This is a genomic window from Bradyrhizobium sp. CCBAU 53421, from assembly GCF_015291625.1.
Lineage (GTDB): Bacteria > Pseudomonadota > Alphaproteobacteria > Rhizobiales > Xanthobacteraceae > Bradyrhizobium.
Window position 1 is genome coordinate 2,973,213 of sequence record NZ_CP030047.1, and the last position, 12,717, is coordinate 2,985,929.

General features: G+C 64.5%; 12 protein-coding genes. 9 read left to right on the forward strand and 3 right to left on the reverse strand.

Going from position 1 to position 12,717, the window contains the following annotated elements:
- Positions 1-74: 74 nt before the first annotated feature.
- Together XH92_RS13975 and XH92_RS13980 are read left to right on the forward strand one after the other, a co-directional pair.
- Positions 75-1,100, forward strand: a complete 1,026-nt coding sequence (locus tag XH92_RS13975; RefSeq protein WP_194459721.1) for an ABC transporter substrate-binding protein — start codon at positions 75-77, stop codon at positions 1,098-1,100.
- Between the two features lie 12 nt (positions 1,101-1,112).
- Positions 1,113-1,814: an NUDIX hydrolase gene (locus XH92_RS13980; protein ID WP_194459722.1), complete on the forward strand. Its 702-nt coding sequence runs from the start codon at positions 1,113-1,115 to the stop codon at positions 1,812-1,814.
- 80 nt (positions 1,815-1,894) lie between these two features.
- Here XH92_RS13980 and XH92_RS13985 read toward each other — a convergent pair whose 3' ends face one another.
- On the reverse strand, positions 1,895-2,326 hold the full coding sequence (locus XH92_RS13985) for a RidA family protein (protein WP_246788402.1): 432 nt from the start codon (positions 2,324-2,326) through the stop codon (positions 1,895-1,897).
- A 366-nt stretch (positions 2,327-2,692) separates the two neighbouring features.
- Here XH92_RS13985 and XH92_RS13990 point away from each other — a divergent pair, with 366 nt between their 5' ends.
- The 6 genes from XH92_RS13990 to XH92_RS14015 all read left to right on the forward strand — a co-directional run bounded on the left by XH92_RS13990 (position 2,693) and on the right by XH92_RS14015 (position 8,524).
- Positions 2,693-4,003, forward strand: a complete 1,311-nt coding sequence (locus XH92_RS13990) for an ABC transporter substrate-binding protein (RefSeq protein WP_194459723.1) — start codon at positions 2,693-2,695, stop codon at positions 4,001-4,003.
- A gap of 21 nt (positions 4,004-4,024) precedes the next feature.
- Positions 4,025-4,798: an ABC transporter ATP-binding protein gene (locus XH92_RS13995; RefSeq protein ID WP_194459724.1), complete on the forward strand. Its 774-nt coding sequence runs from the start codon at positions 4,025-4,027 to the stop codon at positions 4,796-4,798.
- Positions 4,799-4,803: 5 nt separating this feature from the next.
- Positions 4,804-5,508: an ABC transporter ATP-binding protein gene (locus tag XH92_RS14000; protein ID WP_194461253.1), complete on the forward strand. Its 705-nt coding sequence runs from the start codon at positions 4,804-4,806 to the stop codon at positions 5,506-5,508.
- Positions 5,509-5,704: 196 nt separating this feature from the next.
- On the forward strand, positions 5,705-6,586 hold the full coding sequence (locus XH92_RS14005) for a branched-chain amino acid ABC transporter permease (RefSeq protein ID WP_194459725.1): 882 nt from the start codon (positions 5,705-5,707) through the stop codon (positions 6,584-6,586).
- A complete protein-coding gene (locus XH92_RS14010; RefSeq protein ID WP_194459726.1) occupies positions 6,583-7,593 on the forward strand; it encodes a branched-chain amino acid ABC transporter permease in 1,011 nt (336 codons plus the stop codon). The genes XH92_RS14005 and XH92_RS14010 overlap by 4 nt, the downstream gene beginning before the upstream one ends.
- Complete coding sequence (locus XH92_RS14015; protein ID WP_194459727.1) at positions 7,559-8,524, forward strand: polyphosphate kinase 2 family protein; 966 nt, start codon at positions 7,559-7,561, stop codon at positions 8,522-8,524. Before XH92_RS14010 ends, XH92_RS14015 begins: the two co-directional genes overlap by 35 nt.
- Before the next feature lie 433 nt (positions 8,525-8,957).
- Here XH92_RS14015 and XH92_RS14020 read toward each other — a convergent pair whose 3' ends face one another.
- Both XH92_RS14020 and XH92_RS14025 read right to left on the reverse strand, forming a co-directional pair.
- On the reverse strand, positions 8,958-11,153 hold the full coding sequence (locus tag XH92_RS14020) for a hypothetical protein (protein WP_194459728.1): 2,196 nt from the start codon (positions 11,151-11,153) through the stop codon (positions 8,958-8,960).
- A gap of 224 nt (positions 11,154-11,377) precedes the next feature.
- A complete protein-coding gene (locus XH92_RS14025; protein ID WP_194459729.1) occupies positions 11,378-11,815 on the reverse strand; it encodes a nuclear transport factor 2 family protein in 438 nt (145 codons plus the stop codon).
- A 126-nt stretch (positions 11,816-11,941) separates the two neighbouring features.
- Here XH92_RS14025 and XH92_RS14030 point away from each other — a divergent pair, with 126 nt between their 5' ends.
- Complete coding sequence (locus XH92_RS14030) at positions 11,942-12,511, forward strand: bifunctional transcriptional activator/DNA repair enzyme AdaA (protein ID WP_194459730.1); 570 nt, start codon at positions 11,942-11,944, stop codon at positions 12,509-12,511.
- Positions 12,512-12,717: the final 206 nt, after the last annotated feature.

Here is a 12,717-nt window from a genome sequence, read left to right on the forward strand (position 1 = left end):
CAGTTATCGGAAAGTCGCCTTCTCAAGCCGTGCCGGCTCCTCTATCTTGCCGGCCAGTCGAACGGAGGGACGTCATGAACAAATGGCTTGGCAAGCTTGCCGGAACGCTGCTGGCGCTGACCCTGTCCACGGGCCTTGCCGCGGCGCAAAGCAAGATCACCGTCGCGGTCGGGGGCGGCGCCTGCCTGTGCTATCTGCCCACCGTGCTGGCCAAGCAGCTTGGTGAATATGACAAGGCCGGGCTTGCAGTCGAACTGGTCGACCTCAAGGGCGGCTCGGATGCGCTCAAGGCCGTGCTCGGCGGCAGCGCCGACGTCGTCTCCGGCTATTTCGACCACTGCGTCAACCTCGCGGCCAAGAAGCAGGAGCTGCAGGCCTTCGTGGTCTATGACCGTTATCCCGGCCTCGTGCTGGTGGTGTCGCCGAAGCACACCGGCGAGATCAACTCGATCAAGGACCTCGCCGGCAAGAAGGTCGGCGTCAGCGCGCCGGGCTCCTCGACCGATTTCTTCCTGAAATATCTCTTGAAGAAGAACGGCCTCGATCCGACCGGCGCCGCCGTGATCGGCGTCGGCCTCGGCGCCACCGCGGTCGCCGCGATGGAGCAGGGCCAGATCGACGCTGCCGTGATGCTCGATCCTGCCGTTACCGTGCTGCAGGGCAGCTACAAGGACCTCAAGATCCTGAGCGACACCCGCACCCAGCACGACACGCTGGCGGTGTTCGGCGGCGAATATCCCGGCGGCGCGCTCTATTCGACCGCGGCCTGGGTCAACGGCCACGAGAAGGAGGTGCAGGCGCTGACCAATGCGATCATGGCGACGCTCGGCTGGATCCATTCGCACACCGCCGAAGACATCATGGCCAAGATGCCGGACGAGATCGTCGGCAAGGACAAGGCGCAGTATCTCGCGGCGCTGAAGAACACGATCCCGATGTATTCCGAGACCGGCAAGATGGACCCCAAGGGTGCCGAAGCCGTGCTCGCCGTGTTCAGCGAGGGCTCGCCCGAGGTCGCGAAGGCCGGCATCGACGTTACCAAGACCTACACCAACAAGTTCGTCGATCAGGTCAAGAAGACGACAGGAAACGCGAAGTAAACACGTTCGGATATGCAGTCTCCGCTCATCTGTCGCGTCACCGCGCTCGACCTCGCCCTGCAGCGGCGGCCCTGGCCGTTCGCGGACCAGCGGCGCGGCGAGATCGACGCCCATTTCGCCGAGCAGCAGCGGCTGAACCCGAATCTGTGGAACGGCCGCGTCCTGCTCGGGCGCGATCCGGTCTTCGCCGGCGAGCGGCTCAGCGCGAGCTATTTCGAGACCGATTTCGCGAGCTTCCTCGCCTGGCGCGACTGGGGCTTTCCGGACAAGGAGATCTTCAACGGCTTCGGCATGGGCGCGCTGCTCTCGAGTGACGGCGCCTTCGTATGCGGTGTCATGGGCGAGCAGACCGCGAATGCCGGACGCATTTATTTCCCCTCCGGCACGCCTGATCTCGACGACATCAGGGGCGAGACGGTCGATATCGCCGGCAGCGTGATGCGCGAGCTCGAGGAGGAGACTGGGCTGCAACCGTCGGATTGCCGCGCGGACGCCGATTGGCATTGCATCTATACCGGCGTCGCGCTGGCAATGATGCAGATCCTGCGCGTCGACATGCCCGCTGACGCGCTGCGTGCGCGGATCGAGTCCAATCTCGCGCGCCAGCAAAATCCCGAGCTTGCCGGCATTTATCTCGTGCGCAGCCGCGCCGATCTCACCTCCGCCATGCCGCGCTTCGTCACCGCGTTCATCGAGACGCAGTTGCCGACGTAGATAGAGGTGAGATGGGCGGATGGCCGTTGCCTCGATCGGTCGCCATCGACGACCTGCGAGGTGAAGCAACGGCTGGCCGATCACTCGGCCACTTCAACGACCATCTCGACCTCCACGGCGTTGTTGAACGGAAGGCCCGCCATCCCGACAGCAGATCGCGCGTGTTTGCCGGCCGCCTCGCCGAACACCTCCACCATCAGATCGGAGAATCCGTTCACGACTTTCGGCTGATCACCAAAGCCGTCGGCCGAATTGACCATCCCGAACACCTTGACCACGCGCTTGACCCGATCGAGGCTCCCGAGTGCGACGCGTACCTTCGCCAGCATGATCAGGCCAACCTGACGGGCCGTGTCGTAGCCCTCCTGCACGGTGAGGTCCTTGCCGACCTTGCCCTTGTACTTCCAGTCGGCAGCCGGGGTGTTTCCCGCGAGGAAGAGCAGATTGCCGACCCGGACCGCATCGACGTAGTTGGCGACCGGTGTCGGCACGGGCGGCAGCGTGATGTTCAACTCCTTCAGCCTGGCCTCGGCGGACGGTGAATTCTGCGCCACGGCTGCCGACGGAGCGGCAGTCCATACTCCCAATCCAAGCACGCACGCACCGAACCACGAGATGAGTCTCGCTCTGCAAAGCATATGAGTCATGTGTCGCCTCCAATGACGGCTACTTCGCAGCCATCAGGATAAGGCAGAACCAGCGCAGGTTCCTTCCGTAGTTCTCCGGTCTGAAAGGTTGTCGGCGTCGCTTCGCCGAAACTTTGCGCAAGCCTCCGCCGTGGCGACGCAGCCATCGCGCTTGACATCATCGGCTGCTCCCCCTGTGATAGGGCGGCACGACAACAAAAAATGCAGTGCACAATCTCCGGGGAGGGATTCATGCCGGTCAGGAGGGCCGCCCGCTGGCTCGCGGGTCTGTCTGTCGCGGTTGCGGCGCTCGGCGTGGCCGCTGGCGCGCATGCGCAGGACAAGAAGATCAAGATCGGCGTGATCTTCGATTTGACCGGCCCGCTGGCCGGCGGCGGCTCCGAGCTGCAATATACCGGCGTCAAGATCATGCTCGACCATTACGCCAAGACCGGCGTCGAGGGTTACAAGGTCGAGGCCGTTTATGCCGACGCGCAGAGCAAGCCCGACATCGCCATCAACGAGGCCGTCCGCCTGCTCGAGCAGGAGAAGGTCGACATGGTGATGGGCTTCTTCTCCTCGGCGCAGTGCGTGCCGGTGGCGGCGCGGGTCGACCAGATGAAGAAGTTCATGTGGATCACGACCTGCATCTCCTCGGGGGTGTTCGACGGCAAGAACTACAAATACGTGTTCCGGCCGCAAGCCGCCGGCAATCAGTACGGCATGATGACGACCGACTTCATCGCGCAATATTCGCTGTCGAAGTTCGGCAAGGAGCCGAAGGACCTGCGGGTCGCCATCATCCATGAGGACGGCGCCTATGGAGTCGACGTCGCCAAGGGCAACGAGGCCGGCGCCAAGAAGGCCGGTTTCAACATCGTGCTGAAGGAAGGCTATTCGGCGACCGCGCCCGATCTGTCGGCGCTGGTGACCAAGCTGAAGCGCGCCAAGCCCGACGTGATCTTCCACACCGGCTACAATCCGGACATTACGCTGTTATTTCGCCAGGCGCGCGAGCAGGGGCTGAAGTTCGGCGCCATCGTCGGCCACGGCGCCGGCTATGGCGTCTACGAGAAGCTGAAGGAAGGCCTCGGCGCCGACGCCAATTATCTCTTCAACACCGACCCGATCTCGATCTGGCTCGCCAACCAGAACGGCATGGATCCCAAGCTGCCACCGGTCATCAAGATGGTCGGCGAGGAGTTCGACCGGCTGAAGCCCGGCGTGCCGATCCGCTCCGCCCATGTCGGCATCGGCGCGGCCAATGCCTATGTGTTCCTCGACGACGTGCTGCCGCGCGCGATCAAGAAGTATGGCGGGGTCGATCCGGATGCGTTGCGCAAGGCCGCGCTCGACACCGACATCCCCGAGGGCGGCACCATGCTCGGCTACGGCGTGAAGTTCTACGGCGAGGGCGAGCAATACGCCGGGCAGAACGCGCGCTCGTTCCCGGTGGTGCTGCAATATATCGACGACAAATCCTATGTGGTGTGGCCGAAGAGCCAGATGCAGCGCGAGACCGAGCTGCCGCTGCCGGCCGGCACCACCTACAGCTACAAATAGCTCGCTCGCGAAGGGGACGCCGTGCTCGCCGTCGAAGGCCTGGTCAAGCGGTTTGGCGGCTTTCGCGCCGTCAACAACGTATCGTTTCGCGTCGAGCAGGGCGAGATTCTCGGCCTGATCGGCCCGAACGGTTCGGGCAAGAGCACGATCTTCAACATGCTCTCGGGCACGCTGCCGCCGACCGAGGGCTCGATCCTGTTCGACGGTCACGAGATCGCAGGTCTCGCCCCGCACCGGATCATCAACCGTGGCATCGGCCGAACCTTCCAGATCCCGCGGCCGTTCCATCGCCTCAGCATCTTCGAGAACGTCGTGCTCGCCGGCTTCTACGGCCAGGGCCGCCACAGCCGCAGCAAGGCCGAGGAGGCCGCCGAACGCGCTCTGGCGATGGTCGGCCTGCCGACCGATCGTCACAGCAGCGTCGAGGGCCTCGGGGCCGCCGGCTTGAAGAAGCTCGAACTCGCCAAGGCGATCGCTACCGGGCCAAAGCTCCTGCTCGCCGACGAGAGCCTCGGCGGCCTCGACGAGGCCGAGATGGACCAAGCCGCCGACATGCTGCGCCGGATCCGCGACGAGCTCGGCATCACCATCATCTGGGTCGAGCACATCATGGGCGTCTTGATGCGGGTGGTCGATCGCGTGATGGTGCTGGATCATGGCGAGAAGATCGCCGAGGGCCTGCCCGCGGAAGTCGCGGGCAATCCACGGGTGATCGAGGTCTATCTCGGCACCGACGCGGATGCGAGCCTCGCGGCAGCAGCCGCAGCCCAAGCGCGGCGCCGGATCGGGGCGTGACCGGCATGCTGGAATTGAAGTCGATCGACGCGGGTTATGGCAGCTTCCAGGCGCTGTTCGACGTCAGCCTCGACGTCAAGGCGGGCGAGGCGGTCGGCGTGATCGGGCCGAACGGCGCCGGCAAGACCACCTTGATGCGCGTGATCTCCGGCTTGATCCGCCCGATCAGGGGCGCCATCGCGATGGAGGGCATCGACGTCGTCGCGACGCCGCCGCATCGCATCGTCAGCCTCGGGATCGCGCATGTGCCGGAAAATCGCCGGCTGTTTCCGCGGCTCACGGTGGCCGACAATCTGAAGATGGGCGCCTACATGCCGGGCGCCCGCGCGCACTATGCCGAGCGGCTGGAGTTCGTGTTCGAGCTGTTCCCGCGGCTCAAGGAGCGCCTGCAGCAGATGGCCGGCACCATGTCGGGCGGCGAGCAGCAGATGTGCGCGATCGGCCGCGCGCTGATGTCGAACCCGAAACTGCTGCTGCTCGATGAGCCGTCGGCCGGACTCGCGCCGGTCGTGGTGCAGCAGGTGTTCGAGCTGGTCAAGCGCATCCGCTCGAGCGGGCTGACGGTGTTGATCGTCGAGCAGAACGTGCAGCAGGTGTTGCGCGTGGTCGACCGCGCCTATCTCCTGGAAGCCGGCAGCATCCGCGCCGCCGGCACAGCGGCGGAGCTCGCGGCCAGCGACACCATCAAGCAGGCGTATTTGGGGGTGTGAGGGGATGATGATCGTGAATCGAGCAAGCGCACTCGCATATTTCCCCGTCATCCTGAGGAGCCGCGAAGCTGCGTCTCGAAGGATGCACGGCCCGGCTGGTGGCCGTGCATCCTTCGAGGCGCGCAAGGGCGCGCACCTCAGGATGACGGTCGAACTATTTCAGCTAGCCGACGCCTCGGTCTAAGGCAGAGCCACCATGCAATCCTTCCTCGATATCTTCGACATCTACCTGCTGGAGGCCGTGATCAACGGCATCCTACTCGGGGGCGTGCTGGCGCTGCTGGCGCTCGGGCTCAACCTGATCTTCGGCGTCATCGACGTCACCTGGATCTGCTACGCCGAGCTCGTGATGATCGGCATGTACGGCATGTACTACCTCGTGCAGGTCTTTCATCTGCCGTACTGGGCCGCCGCGCCGCTCGTCATCCTGCTGGTGGCGCTGCTCGGTGCCGCGCTGCATTTCCTGGTCATCGCGCCGCTCTTGACCGCGCCGCCGATCAACCAGCTGCTCGCCACCGGCGGCGTGCTGTTCATCCTGCAGAGCTTTGCCACCGTCGCCTTCGGCATCGACTTCCGCAACCTCGGGATCCGCCTGCCGGTGCTGGCGCTCGGTGAGATGAATTTCAGCTACGCGCGACTATTGTCGTTTGTGGCGGCGCTGGTCGGCATGGTCGGCGTCTATCTGTTCCTGACCCGCACCTTCACCGGCACCGCGATCCGCGCCATCGCGCAGGACCGCCAGATCATGCCGCTGATGGGCGTCGATCCCAAGCGGATCTACCTCGTCACCTCGGCGATCGGCGGCGGGCTCGCCGGGCTCGCCGCCTGCCTCCTGGTGCTGCAATACGACGTGCATCCGTTCGTCGGGCTGTCGTTCGGACCGATCACGTTCCTGATCTGCGTGCTCGGGGGACTCGGCAATTTCATCGGCGGCTTCGTCGCCGCCTTCGTGTTTGCCGAGATCATCTCGCTCGGCGGCCTGTTCTCCGATCTCGAATGGGGCTACGTGCTGGCCTTCGCCTTCTTCATCGTGATGATGTTCATCCGGCCCGCGGGCCTCCTGGCGAGGCGCTCGTGAACAGGCAGGCGGCCTTCTGGATCATCGCGCTGCTCGCGCTCGTCGCGCTGCCTTTCGTGCATCGCGATCCCTATCATTTGCACGTGCTGGTGCTGATCCTGATCTGGTCGTTCGCCTATACGTCCTGGTCGATCATGGGCCGCTTTGGCCTCGTCTCGCTCGGCCATGGCGGCTTCATGGGCATCGGCGCCTATGTCACCGCGCTGCTCTGGAACCACCTCGGTGTCTCGCCCTGGATCGGCATCCCCCTGAGCATGGCGACCGCGGGCGTGCTCGCGCTGGTCGTCGCCTATCCCTGCTTCCGCTTCCGCATCACCGGACACTATTTCGTGCTGGTGACCCTGGCGCTGTCGGGCATCGTGCTGCAGGTCATCACCGCGACCCGCGACTATACCGGCGGCTCGCTCGGCTACACGCCGCAGCGCGCGCAAAGCGGCACGGGCCTGCTCGCGCTGCAATTCGACGACAAGACCACCTGGTACCTGATCGCGCTCGCGGTCTGGGTTCTGGGCCTCGTGATCTGGCGCGCGATCGATCGCAGCATGATCCGCCACGCCATGGAGGCGATCTCGGAGGATGAGGATGCGGCGGCTGCGGCCGGCGTCAACGTCACCGCCGAGAAGCTCAAGATCACCCTGATCAGCGCGCTGATGACCGCACTGTCAGGTGCGCTGTACTGCCAGTACCAGATGTTCATCTCGCCGGACACCGTGAGCGGCATCGCGGTCTCCCTGCAGATGGTGTTCGCGGCGATCGTCGGCGGCGTCTATGTCGCGCTGGGGCCGACGGTCGGCGCCATCATCACCATCGTGCTGGCCGAGGTGCTGCGCATCTCTTTCGGCACCAAGGCGGTCGGCTGGGACAACCTCGTCTATGGCGTGCTGCTGGTGCTCTTCATCATCTTCCTGCCCAAGGGCATTCTTGGTAGCGTGATCGACCGGATCAAATCGCCACGCAAACCGTCAAGGGGCCATGAGCAGCAAACCGTCCCCATCGCTCGCCGATGAACTGAAACCGTACGTCGCGCCATTCCGCTTCGACGGATCGGGCGAATTTCACCTGAAGTCGTACCCGACCGCCGAGAAGGGCGGCATCGACAAGGACGCCGGCGGCAAGATCATCGAGGACAACCGCAAGCGACTCAACGACTTCCAGGAGAAGCTCTACGCCCAGGACCGCTGGTCGCTGCTCCTGATCTTCCAGGGCATGGATGCCGCCGGCAAGGACAGTGCGATCAAGAGCGTGTTCGAGGGCGTCAACCCGCAGGGCTGCGAGGTCTCCTCGTTCAAGCAGCCCTCGACCAAGGAGCTGGACCACGATTTCATGTGGCGTGCCATGATCGCGCTGCCGGAGCGCGGCCGCATCGGCATCTTCAACCGCTCCTATTACGAGGAGTGCCTCGTGGTGCGGGTGCATCCCGAGGTGCTCGGCAAGCAGAAGCTTCCGAAGAAGCTGGTGACCAAGAACATCTGGCGCGAGCGCTTCGAGGACATCTCCGCGATCGAGCGCTATCTGGCGCGCAACGGCACCGTGATCCTGAAGTTCTTCCTCAACGTCTCCAAGGAAGAGCAGCGCCAGCGCTTCCTCGACCGGCTCGAGGAGCCAGCCAAGAACTGGAAGTTCTCGATGGCCGACATCTCCGAGCGCGCGCTGTGGGCCAAGTACCAGGCCGCCTATCAGGACATGATCCACCACACCGCGACCAAAGAGGCGCCCTGGCATATCGTGCCCGCCGACCACAAATGGTTCGCCCGCGTCGTGATCGGCTCGACCATCGTCAATGCGCTCGACAGGCTGGATCTGAAATTCCCCGAGGTCGACAAGGCGGACCTGAGCGAATTCAAGCGCGTCCGTGCCGCGCTGGAAGCGGAAGGCAAGGGCGCAGCGGTCGAGAAGAAGGGCGGCGCGGCGGAGAAGAAGGCGCCGGCCAAGAAGTAGCGTACGCGTTTTGCCGGTCGCATCGTCCTCGAGTGAGGAGAGCACGTTGGTCGGGCTCCCTCCCCCCTTGTGGGGGAGGGTGGGGAGAGGGGTGGCCCCGGGCGAGATGGTCGCCGTGAGCATTGCCTGGCAACGATCGCGCGCTGCCGAAGACAAATTGGAGAGAGCACGTCGTGTGGCCACCCCTCTCCCTAACCCTCCCCCGCAAGGGGGGAGGGAACCCTGCCGTCGGTGTGTCCCTTACGTGCGCGATCGTCTGCACGATTCCTGGATAGTAGAATAATACCGCTGATTTGCACGGCGAGTCGAGTTGCCATGTCCGCCGGCTACTTTGCATGGGGTTGTTTTCGATATTTCGGTAGCGCGCCCCTGCAAGGCAGGGGAACCCTACCGTTGGTGCGTCGCTGCCGGCGTCAGATCAGCGTCACCGTCGCTAGCCCTTGCGCGAGGGCATCCAGGCGGACAGCAAATAGAAGCCGATCGCGACGATCAGGAGATAGCGGAAGCCGAGCAGGGTCGAGCACGACTCGGCGAGGCCGCCGATCACCGATCCTGCGATGTTGGAGCCGAACGCCTGATCGGGATTGGCTTCGTCGCGGAACGAGCGGGCGAAGATCACGCCGGCGAAGAACATCGGGCCGAGCGCCAGTGCGCACGGGATCACGTAGCGCCAGACGATGCCGCCGCTGAGGAACGTGTCCAGCGGCACCAGCACCGAGACCGCCAGCAGCGCCAGCAGTCCGGCATAGTGCCGCGCCAGCCGGGTCGACGGCACCTTGATCACGTACAGATTGGCGGCGAGGATCAGCAGCAGCGCGGTGAAGAACACCGCCGAATTGACCAGCCAGGTGCTGCCGAACAGCAGCGCCATCTGCACCACCGCCTTGGTCTCGAGCAGCATGAAGGCCGCACCGAGGAAGAACATCCGGTTGTTGGGCCGCCAGGCGCCTTTCGGCTTGAACAGGTAGACGAGGCCGAGCCCAAGCACGCCGAGCAGGATCATCGAGCGAACCGTCAGGTCGGGGATCAGCCTGCCGCTGACATAGAGGAACGGCCAGTCGTCGCTGGTCGATTGCTTGGCGCCCTCATTGTCAACCACGAGCCTGGCCGGCGCCAGCGGCACCCAGTCGCCGCGCTGGGCGGCTGCCTTGTCCAGTGCCTTGTCGAAGCCATCGACCGACAGGTTTTCCGGTGGAACGCTGTTCAGCCAGAACTGGCCGCGGTCGCGGAATGCGGTGGGGATGCGCGGATTGCAGCCCGCGATGATGGTGGTGAAGCCGACCGCTTCGGACGAGGTCAGCGTTTCCTTGTAGGGCAGCGGCAGCACCAGCGGATCGCAGCCGAACACCTGCTTCGCCATCTCGGCGACGCGCTGCACGATCCAGCCCTGGCGATAGTAGTTGTACATCACGAAGACGCCGTCCTGCTTCAGCACGCGGCGGACGTCCTGAAACGCCTGTTCGGTGAACAGATAGCTTTCGAGACGGATGTTGGCGTAGCCGCTGTGCAGGATCAGCGAGTCGACGAGCGCATACACCACCAGATCGTATTTGCGTTCGGTGGTGCGCAGGAAATGCCGGCCGTCGTCGAGATGCGGCACCACCCTCGGGTCCTGATACGGCTTGTCGGGATGGTTGTGGATGCCGATGTCCTGGATTACCGGATCGATCTCGACCGCATCGATGCGCTCGACGCCGAAGCGCAAGGCATGCGCGAGGTCGTTGCCGGAGCCGGCACCGATGATCATGACGTTCTTGAACGGCGCGCCGCCGCTGTGCTTCTGCAGCAGATGGATCAGCGAATAGGACGAGCCGCGTTCGTTGAACGGCATCATCTCCTGATGGCCGATGCTGTTGACGGTAATCACGCCGTTCGGTTTGTTGAGGTCGACGGCGTAATAGGGCGACCAGCGGATGTCATGGCTGCCGGAACGATCGGTGTAGAAGGCGGTAAATCCCACCACGATGATGATCGTTGCGAGGCGCAGGATCGACAGCGCCTTGTCCTGGTAGAGCAGGTAGACGATACCCGCGCAGCTGATGCCGAACCAGACCACCGGCGGCGCCTGCGCGAACGACAGCAGCGAGAACCCAACGATGCCCGCGAGGCTGCCGCCGATGTTCAGCGAATAGCCGGCGACGCGGTTGGCGTAGGCGTCGAAGGCGCGGCCGAGCGTCTGACCGAGGCCGACGAACATCAGCGCGATCAGCACGAAGAACAGCCCGGCGATCGCCTCGATCGGCACGACGAACTTGGCGAGATCCGGGTTGCGATATTCGGTGCCGAAGAACACTTCCTGCGGCGAGGCCTGATGGCCGACGTCGACCGCGAACTGGCCCCAGTTGGAATACAGCACCATGATCGTGGCCACGGCGGCGAAGGTCACGAGGGCGAGCCCCGGAAACAGCGCAAGCCAGTTGGTGCTCCGCCTCGCGGCAAGGCAGCCGCAGGACATGCCGAGGAAGGCCGCGAGCAGCACGATGTTGGTGAAGAACTGCAGGAACACGACCTTGGCCGAGAACCAGCGGATGCAGGCCAGTTCGAGGAACAGGATCAGGAATCCGACGAGGAAGAGGTTGAAGCCGGCCTGTCGCTGATTGGGCCCTTCGGCCACGTTCGTCGCGGGCATGATCCTGATATCTCCCAAACCAAAAGGACGCGCCCTTAGCACCCGGTCGCCGCCGGCAGACTAGATGCAACCGGTTGAGCAAAGATTGATTTGCCCGGCCGCATACGCACCGCGGTTGTCGCCGGCCGCCGCCGCGCATGGTGTCATGGTGTATGGAGTATGAACTGTCTCGTTGCGCGGATGTCATGGCCGCGACTAGCCCGGCCATGATGGTGCAGCCGTCGTCACGTCGCAGCTTCTCCGAACACCATCTGCCAGCCCTTGCGCGTATCCATGTATTCCCGGACCTGCTTGATGCGACCCGCCTCGACCGTGAACACGAAGCAGTAGTCGTTTTCGTAGGGCCGGCCGCCCGGCAGCGTCGCGCGCATGCGCTCCTCGACGATCACGCTGTTGCCGTCGGCATGAACGGCGCGGAACGCGATGTCGATCTCGGAGAACAGGCGGTGCATCTCGGTTGCGATGAAGCGGGCGATCGCATCCGCGCCGATCATGTGATCGGCGTGATCTAGCGCGACCGCGGTGGCGTTGCGCCCCGGCGCGATCCATTCGGCATCCGGCGCGAACGCGGCGGCAATCAGGTCGGCGTCGCGGGTCCTGAAGGTCTGCCAGGCGTTGAGGACGATTTGCTTGGCGGTTTCGTTGGTAGTCGGGCTGGTCATGGCGATGTCTCCGGAGGTGATCGATCGGCTCGATCTAGGTCAGCGTAGCGGGATGTGCTGGCCGGAATCGGACCTCATCACCTCTGGCCACTTTCCCTGATCGCGCGATGCGCTACTGTCCGCCTCATGCTTAGCTTCGAGATCTGCAACGCGGCGCGGCTGCGGCGCGACGCGCGCTATGACGGCCGTTTCTTCACCGCAGTGAAGACCACGCGGATCTATTGCCGTCCGGTCTGTCCGGTGAAGCACCCGCTGCCGCGCAACGTCAGCTACTATCCGACCGCAGCCGCGGCCGAGGCAGCGGGCTATCGGCCGTGCCTCCGCTGCCGTCCCGAAACCGCGCCGTTCTGTCCGGCGTGGAACGGCACACGTTCGACGGTTGCACGCGCGCTGAAGCTGATCGACAGCGGCGCGCTCGAGTGCGGCTCGGTGGCGGCGCTGGCCGACCGGCTCGGCATCACCTCGCGCCATCTCGCGCGGTTGTTCGAGCGCCACGTCGGCGCCAGCCCGCAGCAGGTGGCGACCACCCGCCGCGTCCAGCGCGCCAAGCGCCTGATCGACACGACAGACGATGCGATGACCGAGATCGCCTTCCGCGCCGGTTTCGGCAGCGTCCGCCGCTTCAACGCCGCCTTCGCCGACCTCTACGGCCGCTCGCCATCGAGCCTGCGCGCGTCCTCGCGCGGGCGGAGGTGAGGGGGCAACAAGGGGCGGCGGGCCCAGCCATGCGGCAACGATAGGTCAACCCGGCTGACCATCTTTACCCATTGCGGCAGCTTGCCATAATCGTCTAGAACGACGGCGCTCAAGCGCTCCCGGCAACCAACCGTCAACGGTTTTGCCCGAGGATTTCGGCGCTCAACAGGGTCTGGCAATGCTGATTCGCGGCCAAATCGATCGGA

Coding starts and splice junctions, on each gene's coding strand:
- XH92_RS14030 (WP_194459730.1), top strand. CDS start 11,942: ATGCTTAGCTTCGAGATCTGCAACGCGGCGCGGCTGCGGCGCGACGCG.
- XH92_RS13975 (WP_194459721.1), top strand. CDS start 75: ATGAACAAATGGCTTGGCAAGCTTGCCGGAACGCTGCTGGCGCTGACC.
- XH92_RS14025 (WP_194459729.1), bottom strand. CDS start 11,815: ATGACCAGCCCGACTACCAACGAAACCGCCAAGCAAATCGTCCTCAAC.
- XH92_RS13990 (WP_194459723.1), top strand. CDS start 2,693: ATGCCGGTCAGGAGGGCCGCCCGCTGGCTCGCGGGTCTGTCTGTCGCG.
- XH92_RS14000 (WP_194461253.1), top strand. CDS start 4,804: ATGCTGGAATTGAAGTCGATCGACGCGGGTTATGGCAGCTTCCAGGCG.
- XH92_RS14015 (WP_194459727.1), top strand. CDS start 7,559: ATGAGCAGCAAACCGTCCCCATCGCTCGCCGATGAACTGAAACCGTAC.
- XH92_RS14020 (WP_194459728.1), bottom strand. CDS start 11,153: ATGCCCGCGACGAACGTGGCCGAAGGGCCCAATCAGCGACAGGCCGGC.
- XH92_RS13980 (WP_194459722.1), top strand. CDS start 1,113: ATGCAGTCTCCGCTCATCTGTCGCGTCACCGCGCTCGACCTCGCCCTG.
- XH92_RS14005 (WP_194459725.1), top strand. CDS start 5,705: ATGCAATCCTTCCTCGATATCTTCGACATCTACCTGCTGGAGGCCGTG.